At 49.4% G+C, this 22,080-nt stretch carries 25 protein-coding genes; 9 read left to right on the top strand and 16 right to left on the bottom strand.

The genetic code is table 11. From position 1 onward, the window contains the following. Positions 1-150 precede the first annotated feature (150 nt). The 6 genes from comA to C7820_RS05445 form a co-directional block, all read right to left on the bottom strand. Entirely contained in the window at positions 151-1,017 is an 867-nt protein-coding gene (gene comA, locus C7820_RS05470) for a phosphosulfolactate synthase (RefSeq protein WP_116230069.1), read from the bottom strand. 167 nt (positions 1,018-1,184) lie between these two features. Beyond that, a complete protein-coding gene (locus C7820_RS05465; protein WP_116230068.1) occupies positions 1,185-2,027 on the bottom strand; it encodes a formylglycine-generating enzyme family protein in 843 nt (280 codons plus the stop codon). A gap of 161 nt (positions 2,028-2,188) precedes the next feature. Then, on the bottom strand, positions 2,189-2,827 hold the full coding sequence (locus C7820_RS05460; protein ID WP_076164478.1) for a glycoside hydrolase family 11 protein: 639 nt from the start codon (positions 2,825-2,827) through the stop codon (positions 2,189-2,191). Between the two features lie 349 nt (positions 2,828-3,176). Further along, the gene (locus tag C7820_RS05455; RefSeq protein ID WP_116230067.1) at positions 3,177-3,725 is read right to left on the bottom strand and encodes a cysteine hydrolase family protein; all 549 of its coding nucleotides are present in this window, start codon (positions 3,723-3,725) and stop codon (positions 3,177-3,179) included. Positions 3,726-3,797: 72 nt separating this feature from the next. After that, a complete protein-coding gene (locus C7820_RS05450; RefSeq protein ID WP_076164472.1) occupies positions 3,798-4,172 on the bottom strand; it encodes a winged helix-turn-helix transcriptional regulator in 375 nt (124 codons plus the stop codon). Positions 4,173-4,293: 121 nt separating this feature from the next. Beyond that, a complete protein-coding gene (locus C7820_RS05445; RefSeq protein WP_116230066.1) occupies positions 4,294-4,932 on the bottom strand; it encodes a nitroreductase family protein in 639 nt (212 codons plus the stop codon). Positions 4,933-5,066: 134 nt separating this feature from the next. Here C7820_RS05445 and C7820_RS05440 point away from each other — a divergent pair, with 134 nt between their 5' ends. The 9 genes from C7820_RS05440 to C7820_RS05400 all read left to right on the top strand — a co-directional run bounded on the left by C7820_RS05440 (position 5,067) and on the right by C7820_RS05400 (position 13,274). Next, a complete protein-coding gene (locus C7820_RS05440) occupies positions 5,067-5,417 on the top strand; it encodes a helix-turn-helix domain-containing protein (RefSeq protein WP_116230065.1) in 351 nt (116 codons plus the stop codon). A gap of 623 nt (positions 5,418-6,040) precedes the next feature. Beyond that, complete coding sequence (locus C7820_RS05435) at positions 6,041-7,045, top strand: LacI family DNA-binding transcriptional regulator (RefSeq protein ID WP_116230064.1); 1,005 nt, start codon at positions 6,041-6,043, stop codon at positions 7,043-7,045. Positions 7,046-7,078: 33 nt separating this feature from the next. Further along, positions 7,079-7,903, top strand: coding sequence for an ABC transporter permease (locus C7820_RS05430; protein WP_116230063.1), 825 nt, complete (start codon positions 7,079-7,081; stop codon positions 7,901-7,903). A gap of 33 nt (positions 7,904-7,936) precedes the next feature. Continuing rightward, positions 7,937-8,962 (top strand): ABC transporter ATP-binding protein, encoded by a 1,026-nt coding sequence (locus C7820_RS05425; protein ID WP_116230062.1) that lies wholly within the window; start codon positions 7,937-7,939, stop codon positions 8,960-8,962. A gap of 51 nt (positions 8,963-9,013) precedes the next feature. Beyond that, a complete protein-coding gene (locus C7820_RS05420) occupies positions 9,014-10,177 on the top strand; it encodes an extracellular solute-binding protein (RefSeq protein ID WP_116230061.1) in 1,164 nt (387 codons plus the stop codon). Continuing rightward, on the top strand, positions 10,174-11,019 hold the full coding sequence (locus C7820_RS05415) for an ABC transporter permease (protein ID WP_116230060.1): 846 nt from the start codon (positions 10,174-10,176) through the stop codon (positions 11,017-11,019). Before C7820_RS05420 ends, C7820_RS05415 begins: the two co-directional genes overlap by 4 nt. Further along, on the top strand, positions 11,016-11,486 hold the full coding sequence (locus C7820_RS05410; protein WP_116230059.1) for a hypothetical protein: 471 nt from the start codon (positions 11,016-11,018) through the stop codon (positions 11,484-11,486). Before C7820_RS05415 ends, C7820_RS05410 begins: the two co-directional genes overlap by 4 nt. Further along, the gene (locus C7820_RS05405; protein ID WP_116230058.1) at positions 11,483-12,556 is read left to right on the top strand and encodes a CehA/McbA family metallohydrolase; all 1,074 of its coding nucleotides are present in this window, start codon (positions 11,483-11,485) and stop codon (positions 12,554-12,556) included. The genes C7820_RS05410 and C7820_RS05405 overlap by 4 nt, the downstream gene beginning before the upstream one ends. Then, on the top strand, positions 12,498-13,274 hold the full coding sequence (locus tag C7820_RS05400; RefSeq protein ID WP_181908940.1) for a glycerophosphodiester phosphodiesterase: 777 nt from the start codon (positions 12,498-12,500) through the stop codon (positions 13,272-13,274). The genes C7820_RS05405 and C7820_RS05400 overlap by 59 nt, the downstream gene beginning before the upstream one ends. A gap of 73 nt (positions 13,275-13,347) precedes the next feature. Here the strand turns inward: C7820_RS05400 and C7820_RS05395 are convergent, their stop codons facing one another. From C7820_RS05395 to C7820_RS05355, 10 genes are all read right to left on the bottom strand, one after another. Beyond that, positions 13,348-14,550: a macrolide family glycosyltransferase gene (locus tag C7820_RS05395; RefSeq protein WP_116230056.1), complete on the bottom strand. Its 1,203-nt coding sequence runs from the start codon at positions 14,548-14,550 to the stop codon at positions 13,348-13,350. Positions 14,551-14,649: 99 nt separating this feature from the next. Beyond that, a complete protein-coding gene (locus C7820_RS05390) occupies positions 14,650-15,840 on the bottom strand; it encodes a cation:proton antiporter (protein WP_116231641.1) in 1,191 nt (396 codons plus the stop codon). A gap of 272 nt (positions 15,841-16,112) precedes the next feature. Then, positions 16,113-17,048 carry an NADP-dependent oxidoreductase gene (locus C7820_RS05385; protein WP_116230055.1) on the bottom strand — a complete coding sequence of 312 codons (936 nt, stop codon included), beginning with the start codon at positions 17,046-17,048 and terminating at the stop codon, positions 16,113-16,115. A 42-nt stretch (positions 17,049-17,090) separates the two neighbouring features. Further along, a complete protein-coding gene (locus C7820_RS05380) occupies positions 17,091-17,573 on the bottom strand; it encodes a MarR family winged helix-turn-helix transcriptional regulator (RefSeq protein ID WP_116230054.1) in 483 nt (160 codons plus the stop codon). A gap of 190 nt (positions 17,574-17,763) precedes the next feature. Further along, positions 17,764-18,246, bottom strand: a complete 483-nt coding sequence (locus C7820_RS05375) for an anthrone oxygenase family protein (protein ID WP_116230053.1) — start codon at positions 18,244-18,246, stop codon at positions 17,764-17,766. Between the two features lie 48 nt (positions 18,247-18,294). Next, positions 18,295-19,113 carry an SDR family oxidoreductase gene (locus C7820_RS05370; RefSeq protein ID WP_116230052.1) on the bottom strand — a complete coding sequence of 273 codons (819 nt, stop codon included), beginning with the start codon at positions 19,111-19,113 and terminating at the stop codon, positions 18,295-18,297. Positions 19,114-19,183: 70 nt separating this feature from the next. Then, positions 19,184-19,540: a MarR family winged helix-turn-helix transcriptional regulator gene (locus tag C7820_RS05365; protein WP_251676515.1), complete on the bottom strand. Its 357-nt coding sequence runs from the start codon at positions 19,538-19,540 to the stop codon at positions 19,184-19,186. A gap of 255 nt (positions 19,541-19,795) precedes the next feature. Continuing rightward, complete coding sequence (locus C7820_RS33650; RefSeq protein WP_219845392.1) at positions 19,796-19,924, bottom strand: DUF6254 family protein; 129 nt, start codon at positions 19,922-19,924, stop codon at positions 19,796-19,798. A gap of 90 nt (positions 19,925-20,014) precedes the next feature. After that, positions 20,015-20,407, bottom strand: a complete 393-nt coding sequence (locus C7820_RS05360) for an MmcQ/YjbR family DNA-binding protein (protein WP_116230050.1) — start codon at positions 20,405-20,407, stop codon at positions 20,015-20,017. Positions 20,408-20,468: 61 nt separating this feature from the next. Next, a complete protein-coding gene (locus tag C7820_RS05355; protein ID WP_258875123.1) occupies positions 20,469-21,977 on the bottom strand; it encodes a serine hydrolase domain-containing protein in 1,509 nt (502 codons plus the stop codon). Between the last annotated feature and the right edge of the window lie 103 nt (positions 21,978-22,080).

The raw sequence follows: 22,080 nt of genomic DNA, 5'->3' as shown, positions 1-22,080 counted from the left end.
ATGAACGAACATGCAATTGTTAAATATACGGGATTTGTTTAATACTGAACGGATTTGTCGAGATTGTTCATTATTTTTTATGATCTTTATGGAATTTTAGGGATGTCATCGCAAAAAAACAAGCCGCGATTTACGCGGCCGCAGTCATTGTTAAATCATATAACAAAATTCATCCGGCGTTTTCTCCTTGAGGCCGAATTCAAACGTGTCTTGGCGAAGTCCGCGCCGGAGTGTCTCAAGTGCCATGACTTCGGTCGGAGCGATATTTCCCAGGTGAACATTGGATCCGAATTTGCGCAGGAGCATGGCCTGTTGGTTTTTAAGGGGCGCCTCCCAAATCAGTGTCCGGTGATCCGGAACGAATTTGAGGATGTCGTCCACCACATCTTCCCTGCATTCCCCATGTTTATCGAAAATGCCGACACTGACCCCCGACTCGCGGGCTTCAACCGTAACATATTCGGCGCCTGCAGCCAGATCCAATTCCACGGTATCTGCAAGAATAGCGGCATCAATCAAGGAACCGGACAGCTTCTTTCCAAATTCGGAAAAGACCCGAAGACCGCGCTTCTTTCCTTCCCGGATCAGCTCTGTGCGTTTTTGGCGGGACAGTTCGATTGTTCCGTCGGATACTTCGAGCGCATTAAAACCAAGATTGCACACCGTATCAAAGAACGCAGGCACGATGTCCTGCTGAACGGCAATTTCCAGCAAAGTGCCGCCGGTCATTACGGATATGCCGTGCTGTTTGGCAAGGCCGATTTTGTACAGAAGCATATCCGTCCTATACAGCGGGGCCGTTCCAAATCCAAATTTGATGCAGTCGATATAAGGCGAGGCGGTTTCGATCACATCTGCGAACGTATTTCTGCCGAGGCCTTTATCGATGACCATCGTCAATCCCCGGTCCGGATCCCGAGAGACGGCTGCTTCTTTCTTTTCCTTGTCGGAATCGAAGCGGGTCCCGCTCGGGTCACGTAACTCCCTGGGCCACACTGCACGCATGGAGTTGTTCATGTTGGATCTCCCTCAATTCTTTTTGGTTTGTCGTTTGAATCCCATGACATGCATATCATATGCGGGAGACGCATGACACGTGCCCAGGTCCGCGTGTTCTATTCCATGACGAATGCTTCGGAGAATTAGCGGTTAGCTCCTCAACAAAAAAAGAGGGCTTCCCCTCTTTATTTTCCACGGACGACACGAAATCCCTGATCGGGGCCGAATCCGTTGGGATCGAATTTGCCTCGAAATGAAACCTCAGTGTTGCTGATATCCCCGATCCAGCCGCCCCCCTTCACAACCCGGAAGGAACCGCCTTGACGAACCGTGCCGTCGCCATACCAGTCCAAGCACCATTCCCTTACATTGCCGGACATATCGTAAAGACCCAGCTCGTTGGATTTCCGGGTACCGACCGGTTTCGTCCGGTTGTGGTTGCTCTCGATAACCGGCCAGTTCCAATCCCCTGATAAATATTTATCCCCGGCGTTTCTCCAGTACCATGCGACATCCTCGGCTTTATTGCTTCCGCTGTATTTGAAACCTTTGCCCTCCAGACCTCCGCTTGCGGCATATTCCCACTCTGCTTCTGTAGGCAGCCGGTAACCGTTCGCTTCCTGATTGACCGTTACGGTCCATTTTATTTGATCGTTTTCGTTTATGTTGTTCGGATCTTTATGATCCTTGTCTATGTTGTAAAACGGTTTTAAGCCCTCCTGGATACTTCTTTTGTTGCAATACTCCACGGCGTCATACCAGCTCACCATCTCTACCGGCAGCTGATCGCCTTTGAATGCTGAGGGGTTGCTGCCCATGACGTTGGCCCACTCCGCTTGTGTAACCTCGTATTTGCCGATATAAAAATCTGAAAGGGTCATGCTTGTTTCAGTATAGTTGGAGCCTTTGCTCTTAAAAGTCCCGCCTTTAACGTACACCATATCTTCCTGCTTGCCCGGTTTTTCTTGTGAACAAGCGCTGGCCAAAAACATAGCTGCTAGTAAAATACAAACCCATAGCTTTCTCATAGGGATTTCTCCTTTAGGACGAATAGGAAAAAGACAGACCGCGGCGGACCGATGCCAGTATCCTTCAACGTCGAAGACCGTTCGTCTGATGGCAAACGGCCTTCAACATGTCTGGATGGATTAATAATGTGTATGACTTATGAAAAGCAGCCTCATGCTGATTACCACACGGTTACGTTAGAGCTTCCGCTGCTCTGGTATCCCTCCGTTGCCAATACCTGATAAGCCCAGCTGCTGCCTAAATTCATGCCTGCGTTCTTCCATGCGTTGACGTGATTGCTGAACGTGATGGAAGAATTGACCCCGGTCGCTCTTTTCGACTGCCGGACACTCCAGAACTGCTGGAAGGTTTGTGTGCCGTCAATGGATGGCGCGTTATACCGCATGGTCGTATAAATATCATAGGTGCCCCCATCGCTCGTCACGGTTCCTTTGTAGGTTCCGGTAGGCCGGTAAGTTCCCCAGCTGTCCACGACGTAGTATTCAATGAGGGAATTTCTCGTCCATCCATAGAGCGTCAAATATCCATTTCCGGAAGGTGCCCAGACGCCGGCATTATAGTTAATCGTCCGGTTAGGCGATCCGGTATTCCAGCCTTTGCCGACAACAAAATTCCCGGAATTTTGCCAGGTCACGCTGTAATTTCCGCCGGATCCGTTGACGGCATTAACCGTGCCCCCGCCATCGGTCCAATTTTGCCAATAGTCCGTCGTGGCTGCATTTGAGGTAGCTGCAAATAACCCGAGACTCATGGAAGCTGCAAGAACGACCGTTAACCATTTTTTACTCCGTTTCAACATAAACTGCCTCCTCATGTTTTTTTGCACCTTACAACCGTCTGCCATTGGATTCTCTTGGCTCTGCTGTGCTCAATACGGCTAGTCCTTCTCTTTTTCCTTTCCTCCTTTCTGTGAAAATTATAAAATGACAGCGGTTACATAACACTTCGCAAATTAAACATGATATATAGATTTTCTTACAATTTTTAGAAACCGACGGACCATCCGGGAAAAATGGGCGCAAAAAAACACCCATGGACCGCGCTTTTATAAGCTTTTGGACCATGGGTATGTTAATAGAGAATATTTTGGGTAACCCTTTGAATCTTATTATACGACGTGTCGACTAATTAAAGTCTATGTATGAAGTTTAGATCCGCTCGTAGAGACTGCTGGTTGGAATCACTTGAGCAAAAGTGCCGTCCAAGGATGCCATAAACGTATTATGAACGGTTTGTGCAGGTATCACGGCACCATCCCAGAGTAAATCTCTGGTTGTGCACGCTTCATCAAGCACGAGAACTTCATATCCCAGGCGGTTTGCGGATCTTACGGTAGAATCGATACAAATGTGGCTCATCATGCCGCAAATGACTAACCGGGTTACATTCAGCGATTCAAGATGCTGCTGTAATTCCGTTTGGAAAAAGCTGTCCGGCGTATGCTTGATGATCACTTTTTCGCCAGGCTCGGGTAAGATGCCTTCATGCGGTTGAATCCCTTCCGTACCGGGAAGAAAAAATGTGGCGTTGTCATCGAGAAGAATACACTGAATATGAACGATCGGTAACTTCTTGCCCCGGAACAGAGTTAAAGCTTCCTGCGCATGGGTTAGTGCCTTGTCGGGACGGAATAACTCGTTTCGGCCCCCTTTAAAATAATCCTTCTGAATGTCTACCATTATGAATGCGGTATTCATGGGTCATGGTCTCCTTTAATTTGTAAGAGTAGTTTCTTACCGCATTATAATATCGGTAGCATGAATGGTGAATTACCCACTTTTTTGTGGGTATGGAATGCCTTTGCGGTCCAGAAGCTCCGTCTGTCCCCGTTCCACCATATAATCAATTCCGATCTCCTGCATAATGAGTACCGCATCCAACAGTCTTCTTCCCCGCTCCGTCAGAAAATATTCTACATGCAGCGGGTACCCTTCCGTTTTGATTTTATCTACGATCCCGCTGGAAATTAGTTCTTTAAGATGCTGCAGCAGCATCTTTTGGGTAATCTGGTCAATATCCCGTTCCAGTTGGGCAAGGGACGTATTTCCGTCTTTCAATTGATAAATGATCATCGTCTTCCATTTCCCTTTGATGATGTCATGAACAACCTCAAGCGGGCAGGTGCACTGCTCCCGAATCATCATGAAATTCACCTCCATCCAAGTTCTCTGGGTCAGATATCCATCCGTTCTCATACATATTAACAAACAAAGACCTGGATACGTAACCCAGGCCTTTGCTCATTTTACGGCAAATCATAACTACTTATTTCCAAAAGGTGATCTTATCAGCGCTCAAACGAACGGACTCATAACCCTCTTCTTCCGCTTTACCGATGGCAAGTATGAGCACCGGAGTATATCTCTCCGGATCTAATCCGAATGCGGCTGCGATTTGATCCGTCTCAAATCCACCGATAGGATTGGTATCATAACCATGGGCTCTGGCGGTGAGCATGAGCTGCATGGCCAGCAATCCGCTATCCACTTTTACAATGTCGTTTACAACTTCTTTAGGAAGCGTAGGATAAATCGTAAGAATGCTTTCCAATTGCCGGTCCCGGACTTCCGGCGGCATTTCCCCCTGTTCCACCGCCGTATTGAAAATCTCTTCCGCATACTCATAGGATCTCATGTCCCCAAAGATCAGCAGCATGGCAGAAGATGTGTCATTTTGCTGGGTATTGAAACGGATCAAAGGCCGCAATGTATTTTTCCCTTCTTCGCTTTCAACGACAACGATGCGCCACGGCTGCAAATTTGCTGAAGATGGGGCTGTGGCAGCTTCTTCAATGATCTCTTTAAGTTCTTCTCTGGATATTTTAAAATCGGGGTCATAGGCACGGATCGAACGTCTACCTTTCATAATATGGGTAAAATCATTGTTTTTCATCGTAGTGGTCATATGGATACCTCTCCTCTTGTTTTGATGTGTATTCTGATAACTCATTTGACCCTTTGAAATTCATTAAGTTATCATGAGGAAAGCATAAACTATGAACTATAGTTCATAGCAAGAAAGGATTTGGCGTGATTTCGATGAAGATTAGCGACGTTTCCAAAATGGTGGATTTGCCGATTTCAACCCTCCGATACTATGAAAAAAAGGGGATTATTCCGGAGACCTTTATGGTAAGAGATGAAAATAATTACCGGACCTATGACGAAAAAATAATCCCATTCATAATGAGTCTTAAATCATTACTCTCAGCCGGCTTTTCGATTCATGAGATTAAGGATATCCTTTCCCGAAAAGAACTTGCGCGAGAACAACAGTTGGAAATCATTGAAGAGAAAATGAATGAAATTGAAGAATTACAGAAAAAATTGGACGACGCAAAACACTTTCTTCAAGACTCCCTACAGTCGGCAGAGGACTGCACCTGGTAACAAACCATCAAGTCGCCTCCTAACACAATGAGATCCGATAGATTCAGATGCTTCCCCCTCTCTCTTTTCGCAGCATTATACAACCCGTCTTCATCACCCTTCCCCTGCTATCGTTCCTTCATTCTCCCTCTTACCCTGGCATGCTTATTTTCAAAGAGTAAACTCCCCTTTATATCACTTTCATTTCACCACCTCAAATGCGAACCTGTCTAAAAATTCATAGAAGGGAAGCCCATAGCTTCTCTTTGAATGGTCCGATTTCGACGGTTTTGGTTCGATCGAATGGGTTCCACGACCTCAGAAATCCATTTTACGAATGTTTTACAATCCGACATTTTACAAAATCCACGTTTAGCCAACTCCTCTCGTTCTGAATCGAACCGAAATGAGCCTAAGCATTCATGTATTGGGCCTTGAAGCGTTCCGGGCACGATGCTGCTCCTTCCGGATGTAAAGCTTAACGAAGCGGTTCTAATGTCATTTTCCCTAAATATGGATTATTAAAAGGCTTTCATCGAGATTGGCTTTTATAATGATCGCCAATTCGTTTCATACGCGGCTTACATTCACGAGTTAATCTTGGGATGTGGGAACGGTCTCACATTCAGAAAGCGGGGTTAGACATGAGTCATACGATCCGGGAAATTGCCCAGTTAGCCGGGGTGTCCAAGTCAACCGTATCCAGAGTCATTTCGGGAAAAGGGTATATCCACCCGGAAACAAGGGACGCGGTGCTTAAAGTCATTGAAGAACTGCAATATAAGCCGAACGCTGTGGCCAGGGCCATGGTATCCCAGCGAACGCACAACATCGGAGTCCTGATTTACCGTAGGGAATACCCGATTGCCTCCCACCCGTTTTACGGCAAAATTGTGGATGCCATTCTGGCGACCGCAGCTCGCATGAACTATTCCGTCTTTGTGACGACAGATCATGAGATGTCGCTTCGATCCGCCGATTTTATGCTGGAGAAACGCGTGGACGGACTCATTCTGATCAGCCGGCTGCAGCAAAATGTGATCGACTATATTCACAACTTCGGCATTCCTTACGTCATGGTGAACGGATCTACCGATGTCGACAATGTGGTACATGTCGTTAACCGGGATCAGGACGGAGGCATGATGGCAGCCGAATATTTGACCGGTCTAGGGCACAGGCGAATCTTCGTGCTGGCCGGACCGCAGACCCACCGGAGCCATTATTTAAGGCTGCACGGCTTTCGCCATTATTTGAATGGAATGGGATCTCCTCTCGATCCGTCATCGCTCGCCTACCCGCAGGCATCCACCTTTGAGCAAGGATACGAAATGATGCGGCAGCATTGGCCTGATTTCAAGTCAGGAGGCTATACGGCCCTCTTTGCGACGAATGACATGATTGCGCTCGGTGCGATGAAATTTCTGATTGAGCAATCGGTCCGCATTCCGGACCAGGTGGCTGTCATCGGTTTTGATGGCATCGACGTCGCCTCCATTTATACCCCTTCCCTAACGACCATCAAGGTGGACACGGAAGCGATGGGCAGAACCGCCTGCACCATCCTGGACAAGCTGATTGACCAGCAGCCGGTTAACGAGCTGGATATTGAGCTGGTGCCCGAACTGATTATTCGTCAATCTACTTAAATCCTATTAGTAAAAACGAAAGGAGATTGATCCATGCGCTGGTACTTCAAAGCCATCGGACCAAAAAAAATCTTTGAATTTGTTGCACTTGTCGTGTTTGTCATCTTTTTTATGGGGCCGCTGCTCAATTTGGCGATTCTGGCCTTCACAGGCAAATGGAATTATCCCGATCTGCTTCCCTCCGTTTGGTCGCTCAGATGGTGGACCTTCGTCTTTCAGCAGCAGGACATCGCCAAATCCATCGGGCTTTCCTTTGTGATCGCAGCGCTGGTGACGGGCATATCGATCGTGCTCTGCATCCCGGCGGCGTACGCATTTGCCCGGATCCGTTTTCCGTTAAGCCGATTTTTCCTGTTCTCCTTCCTCCTCACCCATGCTTTCCCCAAAATGGGCCTGTACGTGTCGATCGCCGTGCTGTTCTATAAGTTTGGTCTGATGAACACGCTGGCGGGAGTCATTCTGATCCACATTATTAATGTGCTGATGTTCATGACCTGGATCCCGACTTCCGCGTTCCGGAACGTTCATACGGCACAGGAAGAATCTGCGAGAGACGTCGGCGCCAGCCCGTTCCGCGTGTTCCGCAGCATTACGCTGCCGATGGCCCTGCCCGGAATTCTGGTGGCTTCGATCTTCACCTTTTTGAATTCCCTCGATGAAGCACAGGGCACCTTCCTGGTCGGTATTCCCGATTTCAAAACGATGCCAATCGTCATGTATTCGATTATCAGCGATTATCCGGCGTATGCCGGCGCGGTGTTTTCCATCATTTTAACGGCGCCTTCCATCATCCTGCTGGTGGCTGCCCAGCGTTTCGTCAGCGCGGACGTGCTGGCGAGCGGTTTCCAGATCAAATAAATAGATAGCGATAGATGTATTAAGGAGGTCCCTATGAACATTCAGTTATCGATTCAAAACCTATCCAAACGCTATAAAACCGGCGATGGCGTATCAGATATCTCGCTGGACGTGCATAAAGGAGAATTGATCACCCTGCTCGGGCCTTCCGGATGCGGAAAAACGACCGTGCTGCGCAGCATCGGCGGTTTTCTGGAGCCGGACTCGGGAGACATCTTGATTGAAGGAAAGAGCGTGGTCAAGGTTCCGCCGGAGAAACGGCCAACCTCCATGGTATTTCAAGGCTACAATTTATGGCCGCATATGTCGGTCCATGATAACCTCGCGTTTGGCTTGAAAATCCGCAAAATCAAAAAGAAGGACAGGGAAAAAGCGATTCAGGACGTGTTGGAGCTGGTTCGTCTTCCGGGAGCCGGCAGCAAATTCCCTGCTCAATTGTCCGGAGGCCAGCAGCAGCGGATTGCCGTTGCCAGGTCGCTCCTGCTGAATCCCGCCGTTCTGCTGCTCGATGAGCCTTTCTCGGCACTGGATGCGAAGCTCCGGCACGAGATGCGCGAGGAACTGCGGGAAATCCAGGCCAATACCGGCCTGACCATGGTTTTTGTCACCCACGATCAGGAAGAGGCATTATCGATTTCGGACCGGATTGTCGTTATGAATCACGGCAACATTGAACAAATCGCCTCCCCCCAGGAGATCTACGATGCGCCGAAGTCGCTCTATGTGGCTCAGTTCATCGGGAAAATGAACTTCGTAAAGGGGGTGATTGACGCAGATCAAATTACAGTTGGTTCTATCCGCTTCCCGAACCCCTCCCGTCTCACGGGCAATGTCACGGTTGCCGTAAGGCCGGAAGATATTATTCTGGATCAGGCCGGCGGCAGCGGTCTGCCGGGCACAGTCAAGCAAATCATGATCCTCGGGCATTATGCCGAAGTTTCCGTCGATGTACAAGGTTATGGCACCATCCGCGCCTTCCAGGCACGCGATCAAATCAATGAACTGTCTATCGGGCAGTCCGTTTCCGTTCAGTTTGCGAAGGTTATCGCGTATCCGTAAGGCGTAATCGGAATCAACCAACTTTACAAACCTATAGGAGGGTTTACTTCCATGTTGAATAAGAAATCGGCATTTGCATTTGTTACTTCTTTTGTCCTTGCGGCTTCCCTGCTGTCCGGCTGCGGCAGCAGTAAGGACGGCGGCGCGAGTTCGGCTGCTGAAGGTACGGGTACGTCAAGCAAACAGGTCGAATTTTCGTTTTATTATTCCGGATCACAGAACGTGGACGATTTGTGGAAAAATTTGATTCCGATGTTCGAAGAAAAGAATCCCGACATCAAGGTTAAAGCCGTATACGTGCCATCGGGCACCGGAGCGCAGCCGACCTATGACCGCATTCTTGCCGCGAAGCAATCCGGCAAAGGCTCGGGTGATATTGACCTCTTTGAAGATGGCCTCGGGGTAGTGACCAAAGGACAAAAGGACGATTTATGGGACAATTTAAGCACGGACCATATTCCGAATTTGAACAACGTGGACCAAAACACGCTGAACGATGTGTCTAACCTCGCGATCCCTTACCGCTCCTCGGCGGTTGTCCTTGCCTATAACAGCGAAACCGTCAAGGATGTGCCGAAAACGCTGGACGACGTATATGAGTGGATCCGCAGCCATCCGGAGCGGTTTGCCTACAACGATCCGTCGACCGGTGGTGCAGGAAGCTCCTTCGTCACGACCAGCATCTACAAATTTTTGCCCGAAGACGCGATTCACAATACGGATCCCAGCATTGAAAGCCAGTGGGATCAAGGCTTCTCCCTCTTGAAGGATCTGGGCAAATACATGTACGGCAAGGGCATCTATCCGAAGAAAAACCAAGGCACACTTGATCTGCTGACGAGCGGCGAAGTCGACATGATTCCGGCCTGGTCCGACATGGTGCTGGATCAGCTGGACAAAGGACAGCTTCCGGAAACGACAAAAATTACGCAAATCACGCCTGGATTTAACGGCGGACCGACTTACTTGATGGTACCGAAGTTATCCGAGAAGAAAGACGCCGTGTACAAATTCCTTGATTTTGTGCTGTCGCCTGAAGCCCAAAATGTCGTCGTCGATAAAATGCACGGCTTCCCGGGCATCAAGCTGACGAACATGTCTCAGGAGGTTCAGGATTCCTTTAAAGGCGCTTCCGAAGGATTCCGTTCGTTCAACATTGGCGATCTGGACAAAGACATCAACAAACGCTGGCAAAGCGAAGTGGCTGCACAATGAGTAAATCATTCAAAAGAGGGATCCTGGGCATTTCCATGGTCCTTCCCTCCTTTCTCGTGCTGGTGCTGATTGTTGTCATCCCGATCATGAGTTCACTCCGCGAAAGCTTGAAGAATGATAACGGCGGATATGATTTATCCAATTACACCTATTTGTTCACGGACAAATTGATGCGCTCCAACATTATTTTCACCTTGGAAATTACCATTGTTTCCTCCATCCTGGTTTTGCTTATCAGCTATTCGCTGGCTGTGTATATGCGATTCAATAACGGCTTTGCGGTACGGTGGATCCGGCGCACCTACATGATACCGATCTTTATCCCATCGGTCATTGCGACGTACGGCCTGATTCAGCTTCTCGGCAACCATGGCTGGATGGCAAGGATCCTGTACCATCTGGGTACGGACAGCTTTCCAAGGATTATATTTGACATGAAGGGCATCATTCTCGCGAATCTTTGGTTTAATATTCCGTTTACGACGATGCTGCTGGGCTCGGCCTTGTCGGGCGTACCCGATGCCGTCATTGAAAGCGCAAAGGATGTGGGGGCCGGACGGATGAGAATCTTTTTCCGGCTCATTCTGCCGCTGACGTTCAAGACGCTGCTCGTCGCCCTTACCTTTGTATTTATGGGCGTGATCGGTTCCTTCACCGCTCCCTTTCTGATTGGACCGAATGCGCCGCAAATGCTGGGCGTGTCCATGGAGCAAATTTTCAGTGTGTTTCAGGATCGCCAGCTGGCGGCGGCCACAGCTTTCTTTACCTTCCTGCTTTGCTCTTTTGTCGGATATTTCTATATCCGCTCCATGATCAAAGAAGAAAGCGTGCGATCATCATGAATACTTTACTCGTTAACGTACAGGGAACTGTATCGCCGGAATGCTCCAAGACGCATATCGCTTACCGTTTTTTTCTGGCGAAATCCGGAGGGCGGATGAAAATCGACTTTTCCTATAATCCGAAAAATCTCGAGGATCTTGCGAAGTCTAAAATGCTGATTGAGCAGGGCCTTGACCGATATGTTGAAGATGAACTCAGGGAACAGGCCAAATCCAAATGGCAGTCCTACCTTCCGCTCAAAAATTTGATCACGCTGTCCGTTGACGATCCTTCCGGTCACCGCGGGGCCGCCCACCGCCATGATCCGGAGCAGCATCTGTTTATTTCCGGGCTTGAATCGTCTCCCGGTCTGAGCAAAGGGGCGCTGCAGGCCGGGATGTGGACGGTTACCCTGAGCCTGCATGCCATCGTGACGGACGACTGCCGCTACTCGCTGCAAATTTGGCATGAGGAGGACCATGGATGAACTGGATGGCTTGTGAGCTTCATACCCATACCTTCCACAGTGACGGAAGTCAGAGCCTGGAACAATTGGCTGCCGGCGCAAAAGCTCTAGGATTTGACTGCATCGCCCTGACGGACCACAACACGATGTCCGGCTTATGGAATAAAGAGACGGTTGAGCAGCAGACGGGCATGAACATCATTCAAGGCATGGAATGGACCACCTTCTTCGGACATATGGTGACGCTTGGCGTGAAGGACGATATCGATTGGCGTCCGGTAGGTCCTGGTGACATTCACGCTGGACTCGCCCAAGTGCACGAGCAAGGCGGTATCGCCGGCATGGCCCACCCTTTTCGCCCCGGCAGTCCCATGTGCACCGGCTGCTATTGGGAATTCGAGCTCCATGACTGGAATGACCTTGATTATATCGAAGTGTGGTCCACGACCTTTGCCCCGTTGAAAAAAAACAATGCCCGCGCATTTCGCCTCTGGACCGACAAGCTGAACGAAGGCTTCCGGATCACGGCGACTTCCGGCCGGGATTGGCACCGCCAGGAACAGACGGATGAACCGCTGTCCGTCACGTATCTGCTTATGGAAGAGCATGGAGGCTCGATCACCGACAAGGCGGTCGCCGCCCTTTCCGCTGGAAGAGCCTCCGTCACCCTCGGTCCGCGGCTCGATCTTGGCGTCCATGTCGACGGCCAACTTTACGGCATAGGGGATGCCGTCCCAGAGGGAACTTCGCCGGATCATATGATCGAACTGCAGGCAGCTGCCGATTTCGAGGCACGGAAAGAGCATTGGGAGCTGCCGGAACAAATCTATACCTTGCGCTTTCACAGCAATCTTGGTATGGTATCGGAACTCCCCTATGCTGCAGATAGCAAGGGCTGCAATGTGACGCTATCGCGCGAAGGATTGACGTGGGTGCGTGCGGAGCTGTGGGGAACAATCCGCGGGATCCGCACGATGATCGCTTTTACCAACCCCATTTATTTTGATGAACCGGGAGGTGCAATTACGCGCTATGACAGCAGCATTTCCACTGATCACGGCACACAGCGGCTGTATGGATACGCTCGATAATACGCTATCCTCGATCGAGACCGGTATCCGGCTTGGTGCCGACATTATTGAAGAAGACGTCCGGGTCACCAGGGACGGGATCGCCGTGCTTGCCCATGACGATGAATGGCGGACGGAGGACGGCAGGCTCATTCATATTTCGGAAATGAGTATGGCAGAACTGCAGGGGCTGGTTCTCAGCGTAGACTACGCCGGCAAATCCGGGACGATGACGATCGCAAGGCTGGATGAGATGCTGGCCAGGGTCCAGGCTGCCGGTATCACCGCGAATCTGGATCTCAAAACCGATGACAGTGTCGAAGCGGCTGCGGCGCTCATTCATCACTACAAGATGGCGGACCAAGTCTTGCTGACAGGCTGCGGACCCGACCGGGCCATGCTTGTGCAGCAAACGCATCCGGAGCTTAAAAAGCTGCTCAATGTCGACATGGAGCTTTTTCTAACCCAAGAGTATACGGATGCAGTTCGTCGTACCTGCGAGGATGCAGCTGCCGCAGCTTGCATCGGCCTCAATGTTCCGTACCAGCTGGTCAGGGAGGAACTGTTGGAACAGGCTGCAGCCCGCTCGCTTCCGGTTTTCGTGTGGACCGTCAATGAGGAGACATGGATGGAACGGTTCGCAAGCATGGGAGTCGCTTCCATTACGACGCGGAACGTCGATGCTCTGGGCCGGCTCAAGAGAAGTTTGACCACGGAAATAACAAAGGTCCTGGAATAATTCCGGGACCTTTTACTGTACGATCTCATTTTACCACTCTTCATCAGCAGCGGATAAACGGAGTTCTTCCGCCTTAGTTCGAATGCCGATCTCTAAAATCGAAAATATCATCAACCGCTTGCCGGTAGCCACCTGATTTGCGCAAGGATTCGCCCATCCTTGCGGCGGCTTCCTTGAAAGAAGCGCGGCTTAAAACCATGTCTGCCGCTTCCCGCAGCTGATGGGCTGTCAAGCTCTGCATGTCTAAGGTCATGCCCGCGCCGGTACGGGCGACTTGCCCCGCGATGACCGGCTGATCCGCGCTGAGCGGGAGGACAATGAGCGGTACCCCGAAGTAAAGGCCTTCATGGGCACTATTCATCCCCCCGTGTGTAATAAATAGTTGGGCGTGCTGCAGCACTTCGGTTTGTGGAACATAACTTTTGACGATGAAATGATCCGGGATGTCTCCTAAATCGGATATCGGGGTTTTACTCCCGACCGACATAACAATCGTATGATCGGAACTTCCAAATGCCTCAAAACAAAGCTTATAGAAATCCAGCGCCTGATTCATGACGGTGCCCAGTGAAATGTAGATCGGGCTTTTCCCCTGGATCTCAGACAGGTCAAAGTCATCTTCCATGGATCGCGAAGTGATGGATGGACCCACAAATTTATACGACGGATCGAAGGTATCCCCTCCCGGCTGGAACTCCCTTGCTGTATAGACAATCGTAAGTGATGCAGGGTTACAAAACGCCTCGTAAGGAGAACGGATCTCGACGCCGTATTTTTGCTGGATCATCGCTGTCAGGCTTTGATACTTATCGTTGATCGGTTTAGTGATCTCTTCAGGGACATCGTTGAAAAATTGTTCCATCCTATGGTCGAAAGATGGTTTGGACTCTGCAAAAGTGCTGCAAGAGCTGATGGCGGGAAGTTTAAGGATCTCCGCCAGCAAACGTCCGCAGCCGAACATGGAGTCATGGATGATATAGTCAAAATGCTCTCCATGGATCTGTTCAAGAACGCTGGGGATCACGACATCAGCCGTCAGCAAGAGACCGTTGACCCTTTCCAGCAAATAGTTTCTTCCGCCGGAGATGAAGGCTTTGATAAATTTCTGGTCGTCAATTGTCCGTACGATCGCTCCGGCTTTCTCCAACCTCTTCCGAAAAGCTTCGATGCAAAAATACACAACCTCTTCCCCGCGGGAGGTCAGCTCCTGAACAACGCCAATCGTCGGATTGATATGCCCCTCTGATCCGGCATTAATAAATAGAACGCGTGCCATATTTAATACTCCTTTCCGTATTCGTTGTCCACTAGTTGCGATATATCTCGTATCCCTATTTTAACACTTCCAATAGATTTGCAGTCTCTTCTGTGTTGCTTATTTGTCGTCATAGCTAGAGCCCATATTCGATTGAGTATAACGATGCGTACCACTGTCGCCCGAAAATAACATCTTCAACAAAGGCGGCGTGACAAGCGTCGTCAAAATCACGACAATAACAACGGAGGTGAAGTATTTCTGCAGCAGCAGTCCGGACTCCAAACCCGTTGCCGCTATAATGAGAGCTACCTCACCGCGAGAAATCATTCCCGACCCGATCGCGAGCGATGAGCGGCCGTTAAACCCGGTAAGCTTGGCGCCCAGCCCGCCTCCGAGCAGTTTGGTCAGAATCGCAACAATCGTTATAACTCCCATGAACAGCAGCTGGTTAGCAGCACCTTCAAACGTAATGTTGAGACCGATGCTGACAAAAAATACGGGGACGAAGAAGGAATAGGCCACCGGCTCCAAGCGGTCCTCGACGTCATGCTTGAACGGGGTCCGGGAAACGGCAATGCCCGCTGCAAAAGCGCCAATAATGGCGGCTACCCCCATCAGATCGGCAAAATACGATAAGGCAAAGCACACGATAAGCGCTCCGCTGATGACGGCTTCTGTTACGCGCAGAGGTGCAAAAAACTTCAAGAACCAAGGCACCGCCAGCCAGCCGACAACGATGGCAACGACAAAAAACAGCAGCTTTTTGCCGATGAGCAGGCTAAGAGAGATGTCGTGACCGGTGCCAAGCAAGCTCATCATCACAGCCAGCAGGACGACGACGATGACATCATCTACAACCGCTGCACCCAAGATCGTCGTACCTTCCTTTGTGTTCAGCCGGTCCATTTCTTTCAGAGTCTGAACGGATATGCTAACCGAAGTGGCACACAGCAGCAAGCCCAGGAAAAGTCCCTGGTTATTGCTCAGGCCAAAAACAGATGCGGCTCCATAGCCGCCGATAAACGGCAGTATAATACCTCCAACCGCTACGGCGAACGCCGACTTCCAATTTTTTCGCAGCTGTTCCAAATCGGTTTCCAGACCCGCCATAAACATCAGCAGCAGTACGCCGATCTCTGAGAAGATGGATATAAATTCATTCGGATGAATCCAGCCGAGCACAGCAGGACCGACAAGAATGCCAGCAAGCAGCTTTCCCAGAACAGCAGGCTGACCGAGCCTGACGAACAAGTCCCCAAGCAGTTTGGTAGCGAGCAAAATAATAGCCAGGTATAGCAAAATTTCCAACATTTAAGCGCCTCCTTCGAGTATGAATATTGTGACCAGCCTTGAACTCCACCATCCATATCCGGAAAAAGGCACAAAAAGAGCCCGTCAACGACAGGGCTCTCCTATAAGAACGCAGAAAGAGCCTGTCGTGACAGGCTCCTCCGGTGTTCCGATGTATGAATTTCTTTTATTATACATGATTAAATACTTTTATGCAATTTCGCAGCCAATCCATAAAGCTACGCGTCTTACTAGTTTAAATCAATGATGACAAATGGAATGGTCTGATCTTAACTAGAGCTTACATGGAGTAAAATTCTGCCGCGCCCATGTCTGGTCTCGCTTTTCTCCAGAGCGTTCTTAGCTTGATTCAGCGGAAAACTGGCATCGATTGACGTTTTAAGTGTCCCGTCAGCAATCAGTCCTGCAATCGTTACCGAATCTTCTGGGGTTGGAAATTTGGTGTTGAACTTAGCTGTGACGCCATGCTCTTTAGCTGCTTCTGCGGATGGTGGCTGGGTGAGTGAAACCAACATTCCGCCCCGTTTGAGCACAGACCAGGATCGGATTTCCGTATCCCCGCCAACGGAATCTACGATGAGATCTACACGGGGAACAACCTCCTCGAAGCGGGTTGTTGTGTAATCGATGACGTGATCCGCGCCCAAGGATTTTACAAAATCGAGATTGGCTGTGGAAGCCGTACCGATCACAGTGGCTCCCTTCCACTTGGCCAGCTGAACGGCGAACTGTCCCACGCCTCCTGCTGCTGCATGAATCAGAACGGTTTGGCCGGGCTCCAGCTCACCTTCCGTAAACAATGCTTTCCAAGCCGCTTCGGCTCCAGCCTTGATTGTTGCCGCATCTTCAAAGGATAACGAAGCCGGCATGTGAACCAATTCGTTGGCCGACGCAACAGCATATTCGGCATAGCCTCCCTTTACGTTTCCGAATACGCGATCACCCGGCTTGAATGCCGTAACATCGGGGCCTACCGCTTCGATGTGCCCGGAAGCATAGAAACCCGGGATGTAAGGGAATGTAACTGGGAATACATCCTGAACCCAACCGTTACGAAGCTTAAAGTCCAGCGGAATTACGGCAGCGTACACGATGCGGACAAGCACTTCGCCCGTATTCGGTTGAGGTACCTCCACTTCTCCCATTTTCAACATATCCGGGCCGCCATATTCATGGATTTGAGCTGCTTGCATCATTTTAGACATATGAACATCTCCTTAAATTTTTTGATCGATTTTTGTTTTTACTTATTCCTCTGCCGCCTCCAAAGAAGCAGCTATTTTGCGTGCCAAGGTCACAAACGTCATTTGTTCGTCTGCTGTGAGTGCTTCGGTCGTCAAGGCTTCCACCTTACTCCACGCGTCATTCACCCTGCGTTCAATATCACGTCCTGCCTGAGTAAGCGATACGATGGTGACTCTCTTATCTTCCTGGGAGCGGCTGCTTATAACCAGGCCGGCGTCTTCCAAACGACGAACCGATTTAGCGATCGTGGAGTGGTCCAAACGAGTCGACCGGCACAAGCTGTTCTGCGAACGGTGGTCCTGGTGCCACAATTGCATCAGTACGATTTCCTGGCCAGGGTACAAGCCTGCTTCCCGCAGCAGCTGGGCCGCAAGCCCGCGGTGTGAGCGCGCCATGCTGAATATCGAGAAACTTACGGGAAACTCCCTCACCGCGCTGACTTCATCTCCGGGAACTTCAACATGATGCTTGTTATTCTCTTTCATCTAATGATCCTCACTTTCTGTAAGGGCTGTTTTTAATATGTGGTCGTCAACATATTTGGTAACAATGCAACTATAACACACAGATAGGTGGTCGGCAACACTTAATTGTGGCCGGCAACATATTTTTATGAGAAATAGGCAAAAACCACTGATCCAGGACCAGTGGTTATCAGGCATTGACGTAACATGATTACCATTTACGGATAGCGATCATAAAGGAAATCAGCGCAGCGATGGAGGAAATCGTTCTTACATGATTCCAGGGTACCCAGCCGGCAATATACTCGCTCCATACTTGCGCTCCCTCGGCAGCCCCCGGACTTACAGCTGCTAGGGAATTATTAAGCGGAACATTGAAGATGGCCGTAACCAGAAACACTCCGACAAAAATAAACAAGCTGCCAATGATTACATAGACCGCGCTATGGTTGCCCGATTTGAAGAACGAAGCAACGCCCAAAACGACGCTTAGGATGGTGGTCCCCATAAAGACGAGCATAAATAACGATTGCAGAATCGTCGAATTGATCGACTGCATGGCAGATATGCTCTGCTCTGCTGGAAGACGGGAAAGCGACGTCATCACGAATGCCGAAAAGGTGAAAAATACGCCGGCCAGCAATCCGGATCCTAACGAAGACGCAAAGGTCAGATAATATAAAAAATTCACCACGGATATGTCCTCCTACGATTTGATGGACCGCTTTGATGAACTACTGTCTTAACCCCAAGCTCCGTCTGTAGCCGCCTGCCGTGCAAAGTCGAAGAAACCCCTTGGCTTTCTTCCTAGTATTTGCTCCACGCCATTCGCCAGAATCTCGTTTCGGCCATCCAGCACGGTGGAGAACAAATAAGACAGCAGTGTTACATACTCATCAGGTACTTGTTGTTGTGTAAGCATGGATAGGAATTGTTCGGAAGTAAGCTCGACATACCGAATATTCCGCTGACAGGCTTGAGCGATCAAGGACGTAGCTTCCGCAAAAGTAATCGCCTGCGGACCCGTCAATTCATATCGCTGCCCGATATGCCGGTCATCCGTCAAAGCCGAGACGACTGCATCTGCAATATCGTCTGCATCAATGAACGGTTCTCTCACGCTTCCTGCCGGAAGTGCTACCACTCCCGCTTGTACCATGTCATACAGGAAGCTCTCGCTGAAATTCTGGCAAAACCAGCTGCAGCGGAGGATCGTCCAGTCGGCGCCGGAATTCTGCATAGCTAGTTCGCTCCGCTGAGCTTCCTCCTCACCTCGGCCAGATAAAAGAACTAATCGGCGCACGCCGTTTTCTACGGCCAATCTCGCGAACGAACCGATCGCTTGAGCAGCACCCGGAACGGCCAGGTCCGGATAATAGGTAATATACGCTGCCCTTGTCCCTTGCAGTACAGGCTCCCATGTGGACGAATCGCTCCAATCAAAGGGCTGCTCAGCGGAACGTGATCCGGAACGGACCGGTATTCCCTTTTGCAGCAGCTTTTCTGATACCCGACGCCCTGTTTTCCCCGTACTGCCTACGATAAGAACCGGCTGATTCATTCAATCTCCTCCAATATTTTATTTAGTTGCACAAGCAAACGTTGTGCGATTGAAAAACCGAATGTTCATGTCATTCGGCACTTTCCAAGCGGTTGCTTACCTCGTTCAGCTGAAGCGAGAGTTCATCATCCTGGCTGTCTAATATCGTGTTATAACGCTGCCGCAGCTTTTGCCAACATTCGTGGATTTGATTCTCCATCTCTCTTCCCCGGTCTGTAGCGTAAATCAAGGACAGTCTGCCGTCCTGGCGGCTGCTGAGAAGTCCTTTGGCTTGAAGGCTCTCGATGAGCCGCGTAATGGTGGAAGGCTTAAGATGGAGGCTTTGGCCGATTTCTTTCTGGGAAATGCCGTCCTTCTCCAGCACCGTCAGCATCAGAAATGCAGAGGTTGGGTTTAGTCCACTTGGTGCAAATTCATCTTCGGCCATCTTGGTAATAATCCTGCCGAGGCGATTGGCTGTGAAATATAAGCATTCTTTAAAATAAGTGTCCAACATGTCGCTGCCTCGATTCAAAGTTCAAATTAATGTTTGCACAAACAAATATAATACACTTTCTCCAACTTGTAAAGACTGGAAATAAGAAGTGACTTGCACATTTTGAGCAAGGGCACGTTATTGCCTTATTGCCATCGTAGACAAAAAGGAAGACTGCCGGACATCTGCCCGTCAGTCTCCTCTTCCCTACTTCGCAGTATGCTCCTCATCATATTCGCTGGACAATTCCTTCAGCGATTTGATTTTGCCATGGGGATGCTGTTCTTGCTTGCGTGACTTCCAGGCTGCTTCATTTCTTCTTTTCTGGTGAGCCATGACAGATATCCTCCTCTGGAAAAGTGAGTTGTATACCACTTCCTTATGTTGTCATTCCAGGGCCCTGTTCATTCGTGAAAAGAAACAGTCTCAATCCCGGAACAACCCATGACGGCGTTCATGCAGCGCACTACATTGTTTAGCCTTTCTCGATCGGATCTTCGGCTTCGTCAATTCGTAGCTGTGCTTTACCATCTCATGGATATCATCATCCTGGAGGTTCCCATCCAAGATCACCGTATTCCAGTGCTCTTTATTCATGTGATACGCCGGCGTCACTTCCTGGAAAACACTGCGCAAAAAATCGGCCCGGCTCGGTTCGCATTTCAAATTCACGCACAAGTGATCGTTGTGATGGAAAATCAGCGCAAAGCTCTTTTTGTTCCCTTTATGGCGGATTACGGTCCATTCTGCTCCAAACGGATGGTCTTCATAACAGGCCGGGTAGGACAGACAGTATTCAATGATTTCATCGATCGTCATTGGTTTCCCTCACTGCTTGATTATTTTACATTTCGACATGATTACTTATTATAATCCAGCCCTATTGGTTTTTCATATTTTTTGTGAAGAGTAGAAGCAATCCGTAGATAAAATAAAGGATGCACGCCGTGACGACGCTATACAGAAAAACAGGAATAGACGTCGGCGCCCATACCTGAATGAATACCCAAGGTAATCCTCCAAGCAGGATCGTCGGCAGCATGCTTATAAATATTAGAACGGCAGCAACCATACAAATATGGATGAGCAGCAGCAGCTTTCTTTTTCCGGTTAAAGAACCTCTCCTGCGCTGTTTCACGGCTAGCTTTCTGACGATACGGGCTGACAGGGCAATCCATAATATACCGAATAAAATGACGATGATTTCGAGGATACTCACGATGCGATCCAGCAGTTGATAGCTGTCGGTATGATTCACCGCCGGAGACTGCCCTTTCCACAATTCCATCACGCCTTGCCCAATAGCTGTTGTATAGCTCGTGTTCATGTTGGCGAGAATCGCCACACCCAGCTGTTGATCCGGCTGCAAAATAAAATACGACGTAAATGACGGATTCTCACCGGCATGAAAAATAACTTTTTCCTTGCTTTTGCTCATGACAGCCCATCCGTTGGCATAATACGTATTCTGGTCAAAAGGATTTACCGACTTGTCCGGATGGTGCGACTCCTCAATCAGTTTCGGATCGATGACCTGTTCGGGAGCGCTCTTTAGCTGGAGCTTGATCCATTTCGCGATATCATTCGCATTGCTGACGATATAGCCCGCAGGGGTGTTGCCCCGATAAATCGGAGGTGTGAATGGCCTATGATTCATCCATCCGATTTTATAACCGGAAGCCATATGGTCTGGTTGAGTCGACGGTACACCCACGAACGAGCTAGTCATGCCGATTCGATCTAAAATGTGCTGCTTCATGTACTGATCATAAGGCATGTTGGAGACCCCTTCGATAATTAGGCCCAGCACGTCGTAATTGATCGTTGCGTATTCAAAGGAACTTCCCGGCTTTCGGTTCAGCGTCTGGCCCTGCAATGTTTTTACCGTCAGCTCAAGCGCGTTGTCCGCTTTGCTTTCAGGAATCCGAGTGATCGTATTGGAGGCGATGCCGCTGGTATGATGCAGCAGCTCGTTAATCGTTATCTTTTGCGGCTCACCGTGATAGGTCAGCTTTAACCATGGAATGTATTTTTGAACATCATCCGTCCGATGCAGCAGCCCTTGCTTCTCCAGCTGCAAAATCGCTAAACCCGTAAAAGCTTTGGTCGTCGAACCGATTTCAAATAACGTATCGGAAGTTACGGGGGTTTTCGTCTTTACGTTCGCGTATCCAAAGCCTTTTTGATACACCGTCTCCCCTTTCTCGACAATCACCAAAGAGATTCCGGGTATTTTACTGATGCTTTGCTGGTTTTTAACATACTGTTCGATCTTCTGGATCTTATCGTTGGACTCCGCCCACACGATTCCTGGAGCGATACTGCTGATGATCATAACGGCTGCAACTAATAACAAGCCCATTTTGATCCATGATTTCAATGCATTCATTCTTTTTCTCTCCCTAGTTCATTGACATCTGCCTGACTTCATGAGTCGATTGCGATGTACTTATTTTCCTTCCGTCGCACCTCGCTAATGTAAGCTAGATTGA

The sequence above is a fragment of the Paenibacillus sp. VMFN-D1 genome (genome assembly GCF_003386155.1).
In the GTDB taxonomy this organism is placed as follows: Bacteria; Bacillota; Bacilli; order Paenibacillales; family Paenibacillaceae; genus Paenibacillus_AQ; species Paenibacillus_AQ favisporus.
Note: the sequence above shows the minus strand (reverse complement) of the source record. Positions and strands in the feature narration are given on the sequence as shown.